The organism is Klebsiella sp. 141153 (assembly GCF_032601995.1).
In the GTDB taxonomy this organism is placed as follows: domain Bacteria; phylum Pseudomonadota; class Gammaproteobacteria; order Enterobacterales; family Enterobacteriaceae; genus Klebsiella; species Klebsiella aerogenes.
This window is the reverse complement of record NZ_JAQIRJ010000002.1, coordinates 1-20,864: the sequence shown is the minus strand read 5'-3', so window position 1 is coordinate 20,864 and position 20,864 is coordinate 1. Positions and strand designations below refer to the sequence as shown.

The window sequence follows — 20,864 nt, the reverse complement described above, 5'->3', positions numbered from 1 at the left end:
CCATAGCCGATTTTGATGAGTGGTAAAAATTTGACCATCATCACACTTAAGTGTGATTTTTTTTCGCGTATGATAAAAGTCACTACGATAATGGCTGCAGCTAAACGCCTGAAGAAAGGCGATAAATGATTTTCGAGGATTAATATGGCTAAGCAGGATGAACAACGGCTATTGGTGAAGATTGCCACGCTTTACTATCTGGAAGGACGAAAGCAGTCTGATATCGCCCAACTTCTCTCGCTGTCTCAGTCATTTGTCTCTCGCGCGATTACCCGCTGCCAAAAAGAGGGCGTTGTCAAAATCAGCGTCGTACAGCCATCAAATATCTTCCTCAATCTCGAAAAGGGGCTTGAGGATCGCTACGGGCTTAAACAGGCGGTGGTGGTCGATACCGAAGAAGAGGCCAGCGACCATACCATCAAGCGGGCGATTGGCTCAGCCGCCGCCCACTACCTGGAAACCCGCCTGCGGCCAAAAGATCTGATTGGCGTCTCTTCATGGAGCTCAACCATCCGCGCGATGGTTGATGAGGTCCACGCGCAAAACCTGAAGGCCAGCGGCGTCATCCAACTGCTTGGCGGCGTCGGGCCCAACGGCAACGTGCAGGCGACGATCCTCACCCAGACGCTGGCCCAGCGTCTTAACTGCGATGCCTGGCTGCTGCCGTCGCAAAGCATCGAAGGTTCCATGGAAGAGCGCAACCGCCTGCTGGCCAGCAAAGATGTCGCCGATGTGGTTTCACGCTTTGACGAGGTCGATATCGCCATTGTCGGCATTGGCATTCTCGAACCTTCCCAGTTGCTGAAAACGTCGGGTAACTATTATCACGAAGATATGCTGCAGGTGCTGGCGGCGCGGGGTGCGGTTGGCGATATCTGCCTGCACTACTACGACAAATACGGCCAGCCGGTGTTACGCGAAGATGAAGATCCGGTGATCGGCATGGCGCTGGAGAAAGTCAAAAAATGTCCGAACGTGGTCGCGCTGGCCGGCGGCACCGACAAAGTCGCGGCAATAAAAGGCGCGCTTACCGGCGGCTATATCGATGTTTTAATCACCGATTACCCCACCGCCAGACTGCTGGTTAGCGACTAATCCTCCGCAGTTTTATGCCTCGTCAATCCCTGAGGCTGTTTTTTCAGCAACAGGGATTGCAAAATAACCCATTATAATTCAACAAATTAAACCACTCACTTCCCCACCGTCGTGTCATATTCCCAATCTGCGAAATGTGATTGCCAGCACAATTGATGATTTTTCAGGTAGCCCATCACCGGGTTTGTGGCTTAAGGTATCAAATAAATAATCACTATCGAATATATATTCAGTGATTAAAAAAACGATAACGATATGTCACATCATGGCCTGCATAGACGCATGCAATGGCCGGAGACCATCTCTGTTTCCGCCGTTCCAGGACAATGTGTGACCGAGGAGAGCATCATATGCAGGCGACAGCCAAAGAGTTCATCATTGCGCTGGATGAAGGCACCACCAACGCGAAAGCCGTGGTGCTGGACGGCAAAGGCAAGGTCAGCGTCAAGTTCTCGCAGCCGCTGGCGATCCAAACCCCGCGCGAAGGTTGGGTGGAACAATCCGGCGAGGCGCTGATGGCGGCCTCGATTGCGGTGATCGCCAAAGCGGTGGCGCACGTCGGCGCGGAAAACGTCGCGGCGCTGGCTATCAGTAATCAACGAGAAACCGCCATCGGCTGGTATCGCGCCAGCGGCGAACCGATTAACGCCGCCATCACATGGCAATGTACCCGCAGCGCCGCTTTCTGCGACACGCTGCGTCGCGATCGTCAGGAGCAGCGCATTAAGCACGCCACCGGCCTGCCGATTGCACCGCTGTTTTCCGCCTCCAAAATGCGCTGGCTGCTGGATGCCACTCCCGATGGTTATCAGCTTGCCGCGCGCGGCGAGATTTGCCTCGGCACTATCGACAGCTGGCTGCTGTGGAATTTAACCGGCGGACAATCTTTCTTCTGCGATTACTCCAACGCTGCCCGCACCCAATTGCTGAATCTGCACCGCGGCGAGTGGGATGACGAGATGCTCACGCTGTTTGGTATTCCGCGCGCGGCGCTGCCGGAGATTAAACCGTCGAGCGGGCTGTTCGGCTACACCAAAGGGCTGGCGGCGATCCCCGACGGTATCCCGGTGATGGCGATGATTGGCGACTCCCACGCCGCGCTATTCGGCCACGCCCTTGGCGAAGCTGGCTGTGTGAAAGCCACCTACGGTACCGGCTCCTCGGTGATGGCGCCGGTCCAATCAGCCCAGTGCGATATTGCCGCCCTGGCGACCACCGTCGCCTGGCACGATGGCGACCAGCTGGTGTGGGGACTGGAAGGCAACATCCCCCATACCGGCGATGCGGTAGCATGGATGGCGGACAGCACCGGACTGAGCGAACTCTCCGCAGCCGACCTGGCCCATGAGCTGAATACCCTGCCCGCCTCCGTCGATTCGACTTTAGGGGTCTACTTCGTATCGGCGCTGACCGGGCTCGGCGCCCCCTGGTGGGACGACAGCGCCCGCGGGGTAATCTGCGGCCTTAGCCGCGGGGTCAAGCGCGCGCACCTGATCCGCGCGGCGCTGGAATCCATTACCTATCAAATCGCCGACGTGGTGGCGGCGATGCGCCAGCACGCTGAATTCACCCTGACGGCATTAATGGTCGACGGCGGTCCAACCAACAACGACTGGCTGATGCAATACCAGGCCGACCTGCTCGGCTGCCCGGTGATGCGCAGCGATATCCCGGAACTGTCCGCCATCGGCGCGGCGCTGCTGGCGCGAAAAGCCCTCACTCCCGGTGAAACCGCTGACCTGCAAGCCTTCTTAACCGAACACAGCGCTTTTCAACCCGACATGGCCCGCCACCAGCGCCTACAGCAGCGCTGGCAGGAGTGGCGCCATGCGGTAAACAGAACATTATGGAAACCGGATTCGCCGGCCTGATGCCCATCGGCGTCAGATTGGGCGACGAACCTTATTAACCCACTACAGGAGAACCCCGGCCCATAACGATGTATCGCAACCCCCGAATTTATTCTGGGGAAATTTCAGACCGTAAACCCTGCCCGCTCAGGGATCATTTGTTCGAATATAAAAATACAGGAACAGAGTCATGAAATTACGTTTAACTCTTTTAACCGCTGCGACCCTGACCGCCTTTTCCTTTGCCGCGCATAGCGCCGAAAAAGGCACCATTATGATAATGGTTAACTCGCTGGATAACCCTTATTACGCCTCGGAAGCCAAAGGCGCCAGCGAAAAAGCGCAAGCCCTCGGCTATAAAACGACCGTGCTTTCGCATGGCGAAGATGTCAAAAAGCAAAATGAGCTGATTGATACCGCCATTGGTAAAAAGGTGCAGGGAATTATTCTCGATAATGCCGACTCCACCGCCAGCGTCGCCGCCATTGAAAAAGCCAAAAAAGCGGGTATTCCGGTGGTCTTAATTAACCGTGAAATTCCGGTTGATGATGTCGCGCTGGAACAAATTACCCACAATAACTTCCAGGCCGGTTCAGAAGTCGCCAACGTATTTGTTGAGAAAATGGCGGAAAAAGGCAAATACGCCGAACTGACCTGCAACCTCGCCGATAATAACTGCGTCACCCGTTCTAAATCCTTCCACCAGGTGATTGACCAGTACCCGGATATGGTCAGCGTGGCAAAACAGGATGCCAAAGGCACCCTGATCGACGGCAAACGCATTATGGATAGCATTCTGCAGGCTCACCCGGATGTCAAAGGGGTGATCTGCGGTAACGGCCCGGTGGCTCTTGGCGCCATCGCGGCGCTGAAAGCGGCCAATCGTAACGATGTGATTGTCGTCGGCATCGACGGTAGCAACGACGAACGCGATGCGGTGAAGGCAGGCACGCTACAGGCGACCGTGATGCTCCAGGCGCAGGCCATCGCCGCCCAGGGCGTTACCGATCTCGATAACTACCTGCAAAAAGGCGAAAAGCCGGCGAAGCAGCGCGTGATGTTCCGCGGCATTCTGATTACCCAGGATAACGCAGATAAAGTTCAGGACTTCAATATCAAGTCCTGAGTTCGGGTGGTTGCGCCCCTGCGGGGGCGCAGAGGAGAGCATTATGTATAAGAAAACCTGTCTGGCGCTGGCCGTTCTGGCGCTTGGCGGCTGCCGCATCGTCTCGCAGCAGGAGCTGGCAGACCTGAAATCCCCGCCCAATCCGCATATGGCGAACATCGATAAAACCTGGCAGCAGAGCATCGTGCCGCAGGTGGTCGCCAACGCCCGCCCGGCGGCGGAGTTGATGAGCGCGCTGAAGGCGCAAAAAGATATCGATAGCGCCTGCAAAGCGCTGGGCTACCGCGCCCAGGACGAAAACCCGTGCATCTTTTACGTCAAGGTGGCGGGCGCCGTCAGCAAGCTGGATAGCGCCTCGCGCAGCGGCAAGATGACCCTAGCCGATGGCAGCATCGGTAATGTGCTGGTTCAGATTGGCCCTACTCTGCGCGGCACCCTGCTGCGCGACGGTTACCGCGGCGCCAGCTACCAGGACTTTAACGACCAGGTGCTGTTTGGCGAATACAGCAAAAATATTAATAGTCAGGCGGTCAAAATGATTCAGGCGGCCAACCTGAAAACCGGCGACAACGTAGAAGTGTATGGCGTCTTTTCGGCCTGGGATATTCCGCAAACTATTCCGGAAATCACCCCGGCGAAAATCGTTCATCCGGGGGGACAATAATATGACGCCGCAAGATATCGTCGCTCCCCACCCAGTCGAATCTGAAGTGATTATCGAAACCCGCGGCCTTTCGCGCATTTATCCCGGCGTGACCGCGCTGGATAACGTGAATTACCGGGTCTATCGAAATAAGGTTAACGTTCTGATCGGAGAAAATGGTGCGGGTAAATCCACCATGATGAAAATGCTTGCCGGCGTGGAAACGCCCTCCTCCGGTCAAATTATTCTCGATGGCGAAGCGGTGACTTTAAACTCTACCCACCAGGCAGAGAAATTAGGCATCAGCATTATTTTCCAGGAACTGAATTTATTCCCCAATATGAATGTGATGGACAACATATTCATGGCTAATGAATTCTTTCAGAAAGGACGCATCAACGAAAAATATCAATATGCGTTAGCCAAATCGCTACTGGAGCGGCTGGAGCTCGACGTCGATCCCTACACGCAGCTGGGCGAACTGGGGATTGGTCATCAGCAGCTGGTTGAAATCGCCCGCGCGCTATCGAAAGACACCCGCGTGCTGATTATGGATGAACCCACCTCGGCGCTGAGCCAGTCAGAAGTCAAAGTGCTGTTTAAGGTTATCGAGCAGCTTAAGCGCCGCGGCGTCACCATTATCTACATTTCGCATCGCCTCGAAGAGCTGATGGAGATTGGCGACAACATCACCATTTTCCGCGACGGCCGCTTTATCAGCGAGCGTAACGTCAGCGACGCCAGCGTGCCGTGGATCATCGAGCAGATGGTCGGCGACAAGAAAAAGCACTTTGATTATCAGCCCGCGCCAAAAGGCAACGCGGTGCTTGAGGTCAAGGGGCTGACCGCGCTGCATCCGAGCGGCGGCTACAAACTCAATGATGTCACCTTCACCCTCAGCAGGGGCGAAGTGATCGGTATTTACGGCCTGCTGGGCGCCGGGCGCACCGAGCTGTTTAAAGGGCTGGTCGGCCTGATGCCCTGCCAGAGCGGCGAGGTACATCTTAACGGCGAAAGCATCGGTAAATCTCGCTTTCAACATCGCCTGAAAAAGGGGCTGGCGCTGGTGCCGGAAGACCGCCAGGGCGAAGGCGTGGTGCAGATGATGTCGATTCAATCCAACATGACGCTCTCTGATTTTAGCCTGCAGGGTTTTCGCCGCGCCTGGCGCTGGCTGAATCCGCAGAAAGAAGAGTCCTGCGTAAAAGAGATGATTCAGCAACTGGCGATCAAAGTAAGCGACGCCAATTTGCCCATCACCTCGCTGAGCGGCGGCAACCAACAAAAAGTGGTGCTGGGTAAGGCGCTGATGACCCAGCCGCAGGTGGTGTTCCTTGATGAACCGACGCGCGGCATCGACGTCGGCGCGAAAACCGACGTCTATCACCTGATCGGCAAAATGGCCCAGCAGGGGCTGGCGGTCATGTTCTCCTCTTCGGAGCTGGATGAAGTGATGGCGCTGGCCGACCGCATCCTGGTGATGGCCGATGGCCGCATTACCGCCGATTTACCGCGCCATGCGGTGACCCGCGAAAAGTTAATCGCGGCTTCAACACCTCAAGATTAATCAGGCTGGAATCCATCATGAACCAGAAATATATGATTTATATGTACCTGCTGAAGGCCAGAACCTTCATCGCCCTGCTGCTGGTGATCGCATTCTTCAGCGTGATGGTACCGAACTTCCTGACCGCCTCTAACCTGCTGATCATGACCCAGCACGTGGCGATTACCGGCCTGTTGGCCATCGGTATGACGCTGGTGATCCTCACCGGCGGCATTGACCTGTCCGTCGGCGCGGTGGCAGGTATCTGCGGGATGGTCGCGGGCGCGCTGCTGACCAACGGGCTACCGCTATGGAACGGCGATATCATCTTCTTTAACGTCCCGGAGGTCATCCTTTGCGTCGCGGTCTTCGGCGTGCTGGTAGGGCTGGTTAACGGCGCGGTGATTACCCGCTTCGGCGTCGCGCCGTTTATCTGCACCTTAGGGATGATGTACGTCGCCCGCGGCTCCGCCCTGCTGTTTAACAACGGCAGCACCTACCCGAACCTCAACGGCATGGAAGCGCTGGGCAATACCGGTTTCGCCACGCTGGGCTCCGGTACGCTGCTTGGCGTTTATCTGCCGATCTGGTTGATGATCGGCTTCCTGGTACTGGGCTACTGGCTGACGACCAAAACGCCGCTTGGTCGCTACATCTACGCTATCGGCGGCAACGAATCCGCCGCTCGCCTCGCCGGCGTACCGATCGTCAAAGCCAAAATTTTCGTCTACGCCTTCTCCGGCCTGTGCGCCGCCTTCGTCGGCTTGATCGTCGCCTCTCAGCTACAAACCGCCCACCCGATGACCGGCAACATGTTTGAGATGGACGCCATCGGCGCCACCGTGCTTGGCGGAACCGCGCTGGCAGGAGGCCGCGGTCGGGTGACCGGCTCGATTATCGGCGCCTTCGTGATCGTCTTCCTCGCCGACGGCATGGTGATGATGGGAGTTAGCGACTTCTGGCAGATGGTCATTAAGGGCCTGGTGATCGTCACCGCCGTTGTCGTCGACCAGTTCCAGCAGAAGCTGCAGAACAAAGTCATTCTGATGCGCCGCCACGAAGAGAAGCTGGCCGCGATCCCGCCGAACGGCGCCACCTCCAGCTAATCGCAACCGTATTCACGTATTCCGCCGGGCCCGGCGCCCGGCTTATCGAAAGGGAAAAAATATGCAACGAGATTTCCATAATAAAACGGTAGTTATCACCGGCGCTTGCCGCGGCATCGGCGCAGGTATTGCGGAGCGCTTTGCCCGCGACGGCGCTAATCTGGTGATGGTCTCCAACGCCGAGCGCGTTCACGAGACCGCCGAAACCCTGCGTCAGCGCTATCAGGCGGATATTTTATCGCTGCAGGTCGATGTGACCGACGAAGCGCAGGTACAGTCGCTGTATGAGCAGGCCGCCGCGCGCTTCGGAGCCATTGACGTCTCAATTCAGAACGCCGGGGTGATCACCATCGATTACTACGATCGGATGCCAAAGGCCGATTTTGAAAAAGTGCTCGCGGTTAACACCACCGGCGTGTGGCTGTGCTGCCGCGAGGCCGCTAAATATATGGTGAAACAGAACCACGGCAGCCTGATTAATACCTCTTCCGGCCAGGGGCGTCAGGGCTTTATCTACACGCCGCACTACGCCGCCAGCAAAATGGGCGTGATCGGTATTACCCAAAGCCTGGCGCACGAACTGGCGCCGTGGAACATCACCGTCAACGCCTTCTGCCCCGGCATCATTGAGAGTGAAATGTGGGATTACAACGATCGCGTGTGGGGAGAAATTCTCAGCACCGAGCAGAAGCGCTACGGCAAGGGCGAACTGATGGCGGAATGGGTCGAAGGGATCCCGATGAAACGTGCCGGTAAGCCGGAAGACGTGGCCGGGCTGGTGGCCTTCCTCGCCTCCGACGACGCACGCTACCTCACCGGGCAGACCATCAATATCGATGGCGGTTTGATTATGTCGTAATCCCCCGAGGTTAGCGGGCCCTATCGCCCGAATAAGGCATCCCGCATTGGCGCCACCACTCCGGGACGGCCCCCGGTGGCGCTTTGCTTACCGGGGCTACGTAATACCGCCGAAGGGTAGCCCGGATAAGGCGCTACGCGCCGCCATCCGGGAAACCGGGACCCCGACGTTCGACACTATACTGAAGAGAGTAATCACTATGATCGGCAAAGACTTTGCACAGCAGCTGTTTAACCTGCAGGAGCGCGTCGCTTTCGTGACCGGCGCCGGCAGCGGCATCGGCCAAACCATCGCATGCGCGCTCGCCAGCGCCGGCGCGCGGGTAGTCTGTTTTGATCTTCGCGACGACGGCGGCCTGGCGGAAACGGTCGGCCATATTGAATCCATCGGCGGCCAGGCCTGTTCTTACACTGGCGAAGTCCGCCAGCTTGCCGACCTGCGCGCCGCCGTTGCGCTGGCCAAAAGCCGCTTTGGCCGCCTCGATATCGCCGTTAACGCCGCCGGTATCGCCAACGCCAATCCGGCCCTGGAGATGGAAAGCGAGCAGTGGCAGCGGGTTATCGACATCAACCTCACCGGCGTTTGGAACTCCTGCAAAGCAGAAGCGGAATTAATGCAGGAGTCTGGCGGCGGGTCGATTATTAATATCGCCTCGATGTCGGGGATTATCGTTAACCGCGGCCTCGATCAGGCGCATTACAACTGTTCGAAAGCCGGCGTTATCCATCTGTCGAAAAGCCTGGCCATGGAGTGGGTTGATAAAGGGATCCGCGTCAACGCCATCAGCCCCGGCTATACCGCCACGCCGATGAATACCCGCCCGGAGATGGTGCATCAGACCCGCGAGTTTGAAAGCCAGACCCCGATGCAGCGCATGGCGAAGGTTGAAGAGATGGCCGGCCCGGCGCTATTCCTCGCCAGCGACGCCGCCTCATTCTGCACCGGCGTGGATCTGGTGGTCGATGGCGGGTTTATCTGCTGGTAAAACCGGTCTTGCCCCGGCTAACGATGCCTAAGCCGGGGCTATTTCATTCCACTCTTGCACGTCTACGCAGAGCGCATGACGGATCATGAAGATGGCTCATGCCGTATTGAAATTAACTCTCTTTCACTCACTCAATGACTCTGGCAAAAATAGTCTTCAGCAACTGCAGACAATATGAATGCTACTGAATAATAAATCCAGATAAATCGCAAGGTCATTCTGGGAATGTGAAATACCTGCATTTTTATATCAGAACCCAGGGTGGAAAGAGACGATGACAGACTTTACCTTTACGATTAAACGCAGTCGTTTTGATGAACACTATAACCCGGCGAAAAATACGCGTATTACCACCAATTTTGCCAACCTGGCGCGGGGCGAAAACCGTCAGCAGAACCTGCGCAACACGCTGACGATGATTGATAATCGCTTTAATAACCTGGTGCAGTGGGATAATCCGCACGGCGACCGTTATTCCGTCGAACTCGATATTATCTCAGTCGAGATGAATATTACCGCTAACGGCCAGAATGCGGCATTCCCGGTGATTGAGATTCTGCAAACCAATATTATCGATAAAGCCACCAATACGCGTAGCGAAGGCATTGTAGGAAATAACTTTTCCTCTTATGTGCGCGATTATGATTTTAGCGTATTACTGCCGGAATATAATAAAGACAAGGCAACCTTCAGCGTGCCGGAAGATTATGGCGTTCTGCATGGCAATATCTTCAAGCACTTCACGCACTCTGCCGAATACCATGAATGTTTTAAAAAATCGCCGGTCATCTGCCTGAGCGTATCCAATAAGCATACTTACCGCCGGACCGGTAATCAGCACCCTATTCTCGGCGTCGAATACCAGCAGGATGGCGTGGCCCTCACCGAAGCCTATTTCAATAAGATGGGCCTGCAGGTGCGTTACTTTATGCCGGCCAATAGCGTAGCGCCGCTGGCCTTCTTCTGCGCGGGGGATCTGCTTAGCGATTACAGCAACCTTGAGCTTGCTAGTACCATTAGCACCATGGAAACGTTCCAGAAGATTTATCGCCCGGAAATTTACAACGCCAACTCCGCGGCCGGGCAGTGCTATCAGCCGAACCTGAATAATCAGGATCATTCGTTTACCCGGATTGTCTATGACCGCGAAGAGCGCAGCCGCCTGGCGATTGAACAGGGCAAATTTACCGAACAACAGTTTATTAAGCCGTACCAGCATATTCTTGAGCAATGGTCAGCTCATTACGCTCTCTAAATCATAAAAAATAAAGGTCACCTGTATGAAAACATTGCTCCCGACATCCACCGCAGGCAGTTTACCGAAACCGACCTGGCTGGCGCAGCCCGAAACGCTGTGGTCGCCGTGGAAATTACAGAATGAAGAGTTAGTATTGGGCAAACGCGATGCGCTGCGTTTATCGCTCGACGATCAGCTGCGCGCAGGCATTGATATCGTCAGCGATGGCGAGCAGACGCGTCAGCACTTTGTCACCACCTTTATTGAACATCTCAGCGGCGTCGATTTTGAGAAACGGCAAACGGTGAGAATTCGCAACCGCTATGACGCCAGCGTGCCGACCGTCGTCAGCGCCGTCGAGCGCCAGCAGCCGGTGTTTGTCGAAGATGCGAAATATCTGCGTCAACTCACCAACAAACCGATTAAATGGGCCCTGCCGGGGCCAATGACCATGATCGATACGCTGTATGACGATCACTATAAAAGCCGTGAAAAGCTGGCATGGGAATTTGCCAAAATTCTCAACCAGGAAGCCCGGGAATTAGAAGCCGCCGGGGTAGATATTATTCAGTTTGATGAACCCGCCTTTAACGTCTTCTTTGATGAAGTCAATGAATGGGGGATCGCCGCGCTGGAAAAAGCCGTTGAAGGGCTGAAATGCGAAACCGCCGTACATATCTGCTATGGCTACGGCATTAAGGCCAATACCGACTGGAAAAAAACGCTCGGCTCCGAATGGCGCCAGTATGAAGAGGCGTTCCCGAAACTGCAGACCTCTTCTATCGATATTATTTCGCTGGAGTGCCACAACTCGCGCGTACCGATGGACCTGCTGGAGCTCATCCGCGGTAAGAAAGTGATGGTCGGAGCAATCGATGTGGCGACCAACGCCATTGAGACGCCAGAAGAGGTGGCCAGCACGCTGCGTAAAGCCCTGCAGTTCGTCGACGCCGACAAGCTCTATCCATCAACCAACTGCGGCATGGCGCCGTTATCGCGTCAGGTCGCCAGCGGTAAGCTGCATGCGCTAAGCGCCGGGGCGGAAATCATTCGCCGGGAGCTGGCGGCGAAATAGTATTCACCGATTTCTACTCTCTGATACTAAAATAGTAGCCGGGTCTACCCGGTTGCTGTTATTTATCCCCACAAGGTTATCATCTCTGTCTTAACTCCTGATGATAATAATCTAACTTACTGTACTTCGGATTAGCCCGATAGTAGATCACGGGCACCTCTTTTCCCACATAAACCTTATCGAGATCCACCATATTAATAGTCATAAACTGATTGGCCTTGCTATAAATTTTACCTCCGGCACTAAAGCTGTACGTTAATACAATACTCACCTCGCCACGATCGTTCGGTGTTTTAGGATAATAAGAGACGATACTAGCGCGAGTCGCTACGGGATCCCTTTTAATCAGCCAGTAGAAGAAAAAACCTCGGGCAAAGCAGAAGACAACCGCAGCCATCAAGGCATAGAAGGGCCCACGAATGATGATCCCTGAATATTTTTCCATTATATTTCTCATGTAATGATTGTTAATAGTGCGGTCTGCAAAGACAATAAATTATACTCCAGCCTATTACCATTGATCTCAAAATGCGCCCCGCCGCCGCGAAACTTAAACACCACGGGATTAGTTTCGTATTTTAATCCTTTGACGCTAATTTCTGTTAGGGCCAGCGCGGTACCATTAAGTTTGACCGACATCGCCGCCGCTTTATATTCAAAATAATCCGGGCACTGGAGGTCAATTTTCTTTTCTCCTCGCAATATCATGGTATCAGGGGTCGATATCTCGATATCACCGGTAGTCACTTTTTGGGCCCAACCTCCAGCTACGGTTGTTGTTAATCCGCCGATGATGGTATTTTTACGCCCGCCGCTACGGACTATTAATTCATCGCCGTCGTGGATTTCAACGTGCCGTCCTCCCGCGGAAACCTTCAGCCACATGCTGCCATCTTCCAGGGTCAGGTACCGATCGCCGATGTTTATTGTCGTGCAGGCAGTACCATTAATGGTGGTCGTCACATCACCGTTAATCTGTGAAAAATCGCCGCCGTCGGTGATGGCCAGTTTTTTCCCCTTCGCGATTGTCTTGGTTTCACCCTGGTTAAAAATGGATTCTTCTGCTTTTTCAACCCTGGTGGTACGCCGGGACAGATAAGTAAAAACGGCGTCATCCATCACTTCATGGGTCTGCGTTTTGCCTATTTTTGTGAGATAGTGGCCATCAATAGCCGCAGTTTTATCGTTCTCTACTGAAATATTCATATCTCTTTCAGCGTGTAAATCAACCGATTCGCTGCCCGCCCGATCTTCGAAGAAAAGATAGCTCGCATTATCTTTATGCCCATCTTTGCTACGGGTCATAAACCCCATCCGCGTGGCCTCGTTCGGTAGCGCCCACGGCGGTAAACTAGATTCGTTATAAACGCGCCCGATAATTATTGGGCGGTCGGGATCGCCGTTAATAAAGTCAACGATCACTTCATCATTGACCCTCGGGATCTGTATCCCGCCAAACCCCTGTCCTGCCCAGACGCTCGATACGCGTACCCAACAGGAACTGCTATCGTCGTTATTTCCTTCTCGATCCCAGTGGAATTTCACTTTTACGCGCCCATATTTATCGGTCCAGATACTCTCAGCACGAGGGCCCACCACTCTTGCTGTCTGCGGACCATAGGTACGCGGCCAGGGTGTCGCCAGTGGCGGACGGAAGACGGTAGACGACGGGATCACGACAAAATCAATGCGCTGAATGGCCTGATTATCAGCACCACTGGCGTAACGATTTTCCTCGAATTCATAATGCGCCTGGATGGTAAGATATTCGCCATTGTCGCCAAAGAACGGCGCGTTGCTTAATTGAAATCGCGCGCCAGGCACAATGCCCGGCGCCGTCGAGGCAGCGTTAATTTTATGCTGTTCCACCTGCCAGCGCTGTTGACGAAGACGGGCGTAGTTTGCCCCCTGTTCATGCTCCACAAAGCGGCCAGGCCAGTCATAAACATCAATTTTTCCCGGCCGTGGGGAGAGCGGATTTTGTCGCGCCTGCAGCAACCAGGCATTCGGTTTACGAAAATCATAATCATCAAGGCTATATAGTCCCGGAGTGACGTTATCCTGCATCGCCCAGCGTGAAATGCCCTCGGCCGGCGTACTTCCACGCAATGATGTGCACTGGTAGGGAATGTCTTCATAACCAGTAATCGAATGATAACTTTCAGCGGCATCAACCAGAACCAGCGTATGCTTATCACGATCGTGGCGAAAATAATAAGCAATACCTTCGTGCTCCATTAAGCGGCTGATAAAATCAAAACTACTTTCCTGATATTGAACACAGTAATCCCAGACACGATATTGTTCCAGCAGCGCATCTTCAACATTTACCTGGTATTCAGCCAATAGCATGACCACAATCTGCGGAACTGTTTTTTCCTGAAAGATGCGCGAATTACGATCGCGCTGCATCGGCCATAAATCTGATTCAAGCGTCAGCGAATAAGCCGCATATCGGTTCCCTGACAGCTCTATCGCCCCCACGCCAATCCCGGTGACTTTGCCATTAAAATATCGCGGTTCTAACGCGTTTTTTACAGGAACAGCAACCGTAACCGACTCTCCCAGCAAGGTGCTACGATCGATACGCGCATCCGTCGCCAGCAACACGGCTTCAAAAGAAAATGGCGTTGAAATTGCTGCATCTCCAGACAATTTCCAGAAAGAAAGTCCGTCAATCGGAAGCTCAACAGATATACGGTTAAATATCGTTGTCGCTCCTGGAAGCAATCCTGGAGGACTCATTATTTCATTCCATTATTTGCAAATAATGATATTTAAGCGTAGATATCCCCCCATGACTATATGACAACCAGTAATAACACAAATAAAACATTTTAATTAAGCACAAATAGTACATTAAATGGCTATTTAATAATTAAAGCTGTAAATTGACAATGTATTAGATTGCAAGAAAAGGGCGTCATTTATTACATGACGCCCTGGTAAAAGCGGGTTTACATTCCAGGGAAGGTGACGCTATTCCCCGGCGCTTCCCTGTGTAGATGAATAAAGTTCAGGTGCCGCTCGTACTGGTCGAGAATATCGGTGATCACCTGCTCTTTGCTGTAATCCATCAGGTCGTTACCCTGGCTTCCTTCCAGCAGGAAAGTCTCAAGACGGTAGTAGGTCGATTTGCCGCTGCGCGCCCGGTAGGTAAAACCGGGAATCGAGTACTGCTGCGGCCAAATCTGGTAGACGAAGTTTTGTTCGTCGCCCATATGCACCAGCAGATCGAGGTGACCAAGGTTATCGCCCTCTTCCGGCGGCAGGCTTTTCAGCTCAACGTAAGCGCCGCGCAGCTTCAGCTCCTGCGCCACCTCTTCCATCGCCGGGAAGCATACCGTCTCCATCATCTGGCGGGTATAGCGCGTGCCGGGATAGTTCATCAGGCGTGACAGGCGCTTTTTCCAGCTCAGACGATCCTGCACGCCAAGCGGGCGCGGCGCAGTGTCGCGATTGGCGCTTTCACGGCGATAATCCTCCACCTTCAATGACTTATATAACCCCGCCATCACGAAGAAAATCACAAAGCTGAACGGTAGCCCCATGATCACCGTCGCGTTCTGTAGGGCAGAGATGCCGTTAGTCATCAGCATACCGAGGGTCAACAGGCCAATCACCACCGACCAGAAGATGCGCAGCCAGTTCGGTGCATCGCTATTAATATCCTTCAGCTTCGAAGTGAAGTTGCCGAGCACCAGCGCGCCGGAGTCCGCTGAGGTGACATAAAACAGCAGGCCGGTAATGGTGGCGACCGAGGCGCTAAAGGTAAACGCCGGATACTGCGCCAGCAGGTTATAGAAACCGCGCTCCGGGTGAGCGATGGCTTCGGCGGCAAAATCCGCATTGCCGTGAATAATTTCATACAGCGCGCTATTGCCGAATACCGACAGCCACAGCAGGGTGAAAGTGAACGGAATAATCAGCGTACCTACCACAAACTGGCGAATGGTGCGCCCGCGCGAAATACGCGCCAGGAACAGGCCGACAAACGGCGACCATGCCACCCACCAGGCCCAGAAGAATAACGTCCAGTTATTCATCCATTCCACCGGGCGGTCGAAGGCGAAGCTGTTCAGCGTCATTCCCATAAAGCGATTGACGTAATCCCCGACGTTCAACACCAGCGCATTGAGCAGGAACTCGGTATCGCCCATAAACAGAATGAATAAGATCAGCCCCAGCGCCAGTACCACGTTGAGCTCGGAAAGGATACGAATGCCCTTATCCACTCCGGAGGTCACCGAAATGGTGGCGATAATCACCGACAATACAATCAGCGCCGCCTTTGCCCCCAATGAATCAGGAATATGGAACAGCACGCTCAGGCCATAATTGAGCTGCACCACGCCGATACCGAGGGTGGTGGCGATACCGAAAATCGTACCGATCACCGCGGCGATATCGACGCTGTGGCCGATGGGGCCATTAATCTTTTTCCCGAAGATAGGATAGAGCGCGGAACGGATGGTAAGCGGCAAATTATAACGATAGCTAAAGTATCCCAGCGCCATTCCCATCAGGGCGTACATCGACCAGCCGGTGAGCCCGTAGTGGAATAGCGTCCACACCATCGCCTGGCGGGCGGCTTCCATGGTCTGCCCCGCCCCTTCCGGCGGCTGCATATACTGCGTGACCGGTTCGGCGACCGAGAAGAACATCAGGTCGATGCCGATCCCGGCGGCAAACAGCATCGCCGCCCAGCTCAGCACGCTAAACTCCGGCTTCGAGTGCTCCGGCCCCAGTTTCACCGAGCCAAAGCGGGAACAGGCAATACAGACGACGAACACGATATACAGCGTGGCGGCGAGTAAATAATACCAGCCGAAGGTTTTAGAAACCCAGTTCAGGGTACGGCCAATCCAGGCCGCGGAAAAATCGCTGAAGAAGATAGTCATCAGGGAAAACAACAAAATCAGTCCTGCGGAAGTGTAAAAAACCACCGGATTGATTTTGTCCTTTTCTCTGCTCGGCGAAAGGTCTGTCATCCATTCTCCTTACATTTATTGCAACTATTAAAAAGCAAATCGGTAACAATTAAGACACATTTTATATTGAACGTCCAATCAAAAACCGCTTTAATAGATAAACAAATCTGATGAATGGAGTCCGGGAAATGCCAAAACTGGGGATGCAATCGATACGTCAGCGACAGCTGATTGACGCTACGCTGGCGGCGATTAATGAGGTCGGCATGCATGACGCCACCATCGCGCAGATCGCCCGCCGGGCGGGCGTATCGACGGGCATCATCAGCCACTATTTCAAGGACAAAAACGGCCTGCTGGAGGCAACGATGCGCGACATCACCGGTCAGCTGCGTCATGCGGTATTACAGCGGCTGCGGGCGCTGCCCGGCGCCAGCGCCGAACGCCGTCTGCGGGCGATCGTCGCCGGCAACTTTGATGACAGCCAGATAAGCGGCGCGGCGATGAAGGCCTGGCTCGCCTTCTGGGCCAGCAGCATGCATCAGCCGATGCTCTATCGCCTGCAGCAGGTCAGCAGTAAGCGTTTGTTATCGAATATCGTTTATGAGTTTCAGCGTCAGCTGCCGCGCGAGCAGGCGCAGGAAGCGGGCTACGGCCTGGCGGCGCTGATCGATGGCCTGTGGCTGCGGGCGGCGTTAAGCGGGAAACCGCTCGACAAAGCCCGCGCTGAGGCGCTCGCGGACCATTTCATCAGGCAGTATCTGCCACCGACTTCGCAATAATGGAGGAAACCATGTCCCGAATGGCCGAACAGCAGCTTTATATTCACGGCAAGTTTGTCGCCGCCACCAGCGGTAAAACTTTCGAGACCATCAACCCTGCCACTGGGGAAGTGCTGGCAACCGTCCAGGCCGCCGGGCGTGAAGACGTCGACCGTGCGGTAAAAAGCGCCCAACAGGGGCAAAAAGTCTGGGCGGCGATGAGCGCCATGGCGCGCTCGCGGATCCTGCGTAAAGCGGTTGATATTCTGCGCGAACGTAACGATGAGCTGGCGCGTCTGGAGACGCTTGATACCGGCAAACCGCTGAGCGAAACCGCCGCCGTCGATATCGTGACCGGCGCCGATGTACTGGAGTACTACGCCGGATTGATCCCGGCGCTGGAAGGCAGCCAGATCCCGCTGCGCGACAGTGCTTTTGTCTACACCCGCCGTGAACCGCTTGGCGTGGTCGCCGGTATCGGCGCCTGGAACTACCCGATCCAGATAGCGCTGTGGAAATCGGCCCCGGCGCTGGCCGCCGGTAATGCGATGATCTTTAAACCAAGCGAAGTCACTCCGCTCACCGCGCTGAAGCTGGCGGAAATCTACCGCGAAGCGGGTCTGCCGGAAGGGGTCTTCAACGTCCTGCCGGGGATCGGCGCCGAAACCGGCCAGTACCTGACCGAGCATCCGGACATCGCCAAAATCTCCTTCACCGGCGGTGTCGCCAGCGGCAAAAAAGTCATGGCCAACTCCGCCGCCTCTTCTTTAAAAGAGGTGACCATGGAGCTGGGCGGTAAATCACCGCTGATTATCGCGGAAGATGCCAACCTCGACCTCGCCGCCGATATCGCCATGATGGCCAATTTCTACAGCTCCGGTCAGGTCTGCACCAACGGCACCCGCGTGTTTGTGCCCACGAAATTTAAAGCCGAATTTGAGCACAAGATCCTCGAGCGCGTGGGCCGTATCCGCGCCGGAGACCTGTTTGCCGACGATACCAACTTCGGCCCGCTGGTCAGCTTCCCGCATCGCCAGAATGTCCTGCGCTATATCGAGAGCGGCAAAAGCGAAGGCGCTCGCCTGCTGTGCGGCGGCGATGTGCTCAAAGGCGAAGGCTTCGATAATGGCGCATGGGTCGCTCCGACGGTCTTCACGGACTGCACCGACGACATGACTATCGTGCGCGAAGAGATCTTCGGACCGGTGATGTCGATTCTCAGCTATGACGACGAAGCGGAAGTGATTCGCCGCGCCAACGCCACCGAGTACGGCCTTGCCGCTGGCGTCGTCACGCCGGATCTGAACCGCGCTCACCGCATCATCCACCAGCTGGAAGCGGGCATTTGCTGGATCAACAGCTGGGGCGAATCGCCGGCGGAAATGCCGGTCGGCGGCTATAAGCACTCCGGCATTGGCCGAGAAAACGGCGTGATGACGCTACAGAGCTATACCCAAGTGAAATCCATCCAGGTTGAGATGGGTCAGTTTCAATCCATATTTTAACCAGGAGGTCATTTTTGCAGTTTGACTACATCATTATTGGTGCCGGCTCCGCCGGCAACGTCCTCGCGACGCGTTTAACGGAAGATCCCAACACCACCGTCCTGCTGCTGGAAGCGGGCGGTCCGGATTACCGCTTTGATTTCCGCACCCAGATGCCCGCCGCGCTGGCTTTCCCGCTGCAGGGCAAACGCTACAACTGGGCCTATGAGACCGAACCGGAACCCTATATGAACCACCGCCGCATGGAGTGCGGACGCGGTAAAGGTCTCGGCGGCTCCTCGCTGATTAACGGCATGTGTTATATCCGCGGCAACGCCATGGACCTTGATAACTGGGCCGCCGCGCCGGGGCTGGAACACTGGAGCTACCTCGACTGCCTACCCTATTACCGAAAAGCGGAAACCCGCGATATCGGCCCTAACGACTATCACGGCGGCGACGGCCCGGTGAGCGTCGCTACGCCGAAACAGAATAATAATCCGCTGTTCCATGCGATGGTGGAAGCCGGCGTGCAGGCGGGCTATCCGCGCACTGACGATCTCAACGGTTATCAGCAGGAAGGGTTTGGCCCGATGGATCGCACCGTGACGCCGCAGGGGCGTCGCGCCAGCACCGCCCGCGGCTATCTCGATCAGGCCCGCAGCCGCGCAAACCTGACCATCCGCACCCATGCCATGACCGATCACATTATTTTTGACGGCAAACGCGCCGTCGGCGTCGAGTGGCTGGAAGGCGATAGCAGCGCGCCGTCAAAAGCGACAGCCAATAAGGAAGTGCTGCTGTGCGCCGGCGCCATCGCCTCACCGCAAATTCTGCAGCGTTCCGGCGTCGGCAACCCGGAGCTACTGCGCCAGTTTGATATTCCGCTGGTCCACGCCCTGCCCGGCGTGGGTGAAAATCTGCAGGATCATCTTGAGATGTATCTGCAGTACGAGTGCAAAGAGCCAGTGTCGCTGTATCCGGCGCTACAGTGGTGGAACCAGCCGAAAATCGGCGCGGAATGGCTGTTCGGCGGCACCGGGATTGGCGCCAGCAATCAATTCGAAGCGGGCGGATTTATCCGCAGCCGCGAGGAATTCGCCTGGCCAAATATTCAGTACCACTTCCTGCCGGTGGCGATTAACTACAATGGCTCCAATGCGGTTAAAGAGCATGGTTTCCAGTGCCACGTTGGCTCGATGCGTTCACCAAGCCGCGGCCATGTGCGCCTGAAATCGCGCGACCCGCATGCCCATCCGGCAATCCTGTTTAACTATATGTCGAGCGAACAGGACTGGCAGGAGTTCCGCGACGCCATCCGTATTACCCGCGAAATCATGAACCAGCCGGCGCTGGATAAGTATCGCGGGCGTGAAATCAGTCCTGGCGTTGAGTGCCAGAGCGATGCGGAGTTAGATGAGTTTGTACGTAATCACGCCGAAACCGCGTTCCACCCGTGCGGCACCTGTAAGATGGGGTACGACGACATGGCGGTGGTCGACGGAGAAGGCCGCGTCCACGGTCTGGAAGGGTTACGGGTGGTCGATGCGTCGATTATGCCGCAGATTATTACCGGCAACCTGAACGCCACCACGATCATGATTGGCGAGAAGATGGCCGATGCCATTCGCGGGCGTCAGCCGTTACCGCGCAGCACCGCGGCCTACTATGTCGCCGGCGACGCGCCGGTTCGCCGCTAAACGAGCAGGTCCCCGGATTGCGCTACGCTAATCCGGGCTACCAAATCGCACAGCGCTGTAGCCCCGGTAAGCGACAGCGCCACCGGGGATTTTGAAGCCGCCAGCACCGGTGTCAGCAATATGCCACCCGGCCTTCCCGGATTGCGCTACGCTCATCCGGGCTACCAAATCGCACAGCGCTGTAGCCCCGGTAAGCGACTGCGCCACCGGAGTTTTTGAAGCCACCAGCACCGGTGTCAGCGATATGCCCTCCCCGGATTGCGCTGCGCTCATCCGGGCTACCAAATCGCACAACTCTGTAGCCCCGGTAAGCGACAGCGCCACCGGGGATTTTGAAGCCGCCCGCACCGGTGTCAGCGATATGCCACCCGGCCTTCCCGGATTGCGCTACGCTCATCCGGGCTACCAAATCGCACAACGCTGTAGCCCCGGTAAGCGACAGCGCCACCGGGGATTTTGAAGCCGC

At 55.4% G+C, this 20,864-nt stretch carries 16 protein-coding genes; 13 read left to right on the top strand and 3 right to left on the bottom strand.

Features of this window, described 5'->3' with window-relative positions; translation table 11 throughout:
- The first annotated feature begins 144 nt into the window (after nucleotides 1-144).
- The 10 genes from PGS10_RS03080 (at nucleotide 145) to PGS10_RS03035 (ending at nucleotide 11,522) form a co-directional block, all read left to right on the top strand.
- The gene (locus PGS10_RS03080) at nucleotides 145-1,095 is read left to right on the top strand and encodes a sugar-binding transcriptional regulator (RefSeq protein ID WP_015367784.1); all 951 of its coding nucleotides are present in this window, start codon (nucleotides 145-147) and stop codon (nucleotides 1,093-1,095) included.
- Nucleotides 1,096-1,445: 350 nt separating this feature from the next.
- Nucleotides 1,446-2,966 (top strand): FGGY family carbohydrate kinase, encoded by a 1,521-nt coding sequence (locus PGS10_RS03075; protein WP_316422436.1) that lies wholly within the window; start codon nucleotides 1,446-1,448, stop codon nucleotides 2,964-2,966.
- A gap of 169 nt (nucleotides 2,967-3,135) precedes the next feature.
- Entirely contained in the window at nucleotides 3,136-4,071 is a 936-nt protein-coding gene (locus PGS10_RS03070) for a D-ribose ABC transporter substrate-binding protein (protein ID WP_015367786.1), read from the top strand.
- A gap of 43 nt (nucleotides 4,072-4,114) precedes the next feature.
- Nucleotides 4,115-4,735, top strand: coding sequence for a DUF2291 family protein (locus PGS10_RS03065; protein ID WP_063414694.1), 621 nt, complete (start codon nucleotides 4,115-4,117; stop codon nucleotides 4,733-4,735).
- 1 nt (nucleotide 4,736) lies between these two features.
- Complete coding sequence (locus tag PGS10_RS03060; RefSeq protein WP_289577312.1) at nucleotides 4,737-6,281, top strand: sugar ABC transporter ATP-binding protein; 1,545 nt, start codon at nucleotides 4,737-4,739, stop codon at nucleotides 6,279-6,281.
- A 17-nt stretch (nucleotides 6,282-6,298) separates the two neighbouring features.
- Nucleotides 6,299-7,366: an ABC transporter permease gene (locus PGS10_RS03055; protein ID WP_015367789.1), complete on the top strand. Its 1,068-nt coding sequence runs from the start codon at nucleotides 6,299-6,301 to the stop codon at nucleotides 7,364-7,366.
- A gap of 61 nt (nucleotides 7,367-7,427) precedes the next feature.
- The gene (locus PGS10_RS03050) at nucleotides 7,428-8,225 is read left to right on the top strand and encodes an SDR family oxidoreductase (RefSeq protein WP_020079384.1); all 798 of its coding nucleotides are present in this window, start codon (nucleotides 7,428-7,430) and stop codon (nucleotides 8,223-8,225) included.
- A 199-nt stretch (nucleotides 8,226-8,424) separates the two neighbouring features.
- Nucleotides 8,425-9,210 (top strand): SDR family oxidoreductase, encoded by a 786-nt coding sequence (locus PGS10_RS03045; RefSeq protein WP_047077910.1) that lies wholly within the window; start codon nucleotides 8,425-8,427, stop codon nucleotides 9,208-9,210.
- 274 nt (nucleotides 9,211-9,484) lie between these two features.
- On the top strand, nucleotides 9,485-10,465 hold the full coding sequence (locus tag PGS10_RS03040; protein WP_047049391.1) for a DUF1852 domain-containing protein: 981 nt from the start codon (nucleotides 9,485-9,487) through the stop codon (nucleotides 10,463-10,465).
- A gap of 25 nt (nucleotides 10,466-10,490) precedes the next feature.
- Nucleotides 10,491-11,522, top strand: a complete 1,032-nt coding sequence (locus PGS10_RS03035) for a methionine synthase (protein ID WP_047049395.1) — start codon at nucleotides 10,491-10,493, stop codon at nucleotides 11,520-11,522.
- A gap of 79 nt (nucleotides 11,523-11,601) precedes the next feature.
- Here PGS10_RS03035 and PGS10_RS03030 read toward each other — a convergent pair whose 3' ends face one another.
- The 3 genes from PGS10_RS03030 to betT form a co-directional block, all read right to left on the bottom strand.
- The gene (locus tag PGS10_RS03030) at nucleotides 11,602-11,967 is read right to left on the bottom strand and encodes a hypothetical protein (RefSeq protein WP_047077911.1); all 366 of its coding nucleotides are present in this window, start codon (nucleotides 11,965-11,967) and stop codon (nucleotides 11,602-11,604) included.
- A gap of 8 nt (nucleotides 11,968-11,975) precedes the next feature.
- Complete coding sequence (locus PGS10_RS03025) at nucleotides 11,976-14,267, bottom strand: type VI secretion system Vgr family protein (protein ID WP_316422434.1); 2,292 nt, start codon at nucleotides 14,265-14,267, stop codon at nucleotides 11,976-11,978.
- A 212-nt stretch (nucleotides 14,268-14,479) separates the two neighbouring features.
- On the bottom strand, nucleotides 14,480-16,513 hold the full coding sequence (gene betT, locus PGS10_RS03020) for a choline BCCT transporter BetT (protein WP_015704693.1): 2,034 nt from the start codon (nucleotides 16,511-16,513) through the stop codon (nucleotides 14,480-14,482).
- A 128-nt stretch (nucleotides 16,514-16,641) separates the two neighbouring features.
- Between betT and betI the strand changes: the two genes are divergently transcribed.
- Genes betI through betA form a run of 3 tightly spaced genes read left to right on the top strand, consistent with a single transcriptional unit; the run spans nucleotide 16,642 to nucleotide 20,398 of the window.
- Nucleotides 16,642-17,235, top strand: a complete 594-nt coding sequence (betI, locus tag PGS10_RS03015) for a transcriptional regulator BetI (RefSeq protein WP_045392822.1) — start codon at nucleotides 16,642-16,644, stop codon at nucleotides 17,233-17,235.
- Between the two features lie 11 nt (nucleotides 17,236-17,246).
- Nucleotides 17,247-18,719 (top strand): betaine-aldehyde dehydrogenase, encoded by a 1,473-nt coding sequence (betB, locus tag PGS10_RS03010; protein ID WP_047077914.1) that lies wholly within the window; start codon nucleotides 17,247-17,249, stop codon nucleotides 18,717-18,719.
- A 14-nt stretch (nucleotides 18,720-18,733) separates the two neighbouring features.
- Entirely contained in the window at nucleotides 18,734-20,398 is a 1,665-nt protein-coding gene (betA, locus tag PGS10_RS03005; RefSeq protein WP_045392819.1) for a choline dehydrogenase, read from the top strand.
- Nucleotides 20,399-20,864: the final 466 nt, after the last annotated feature.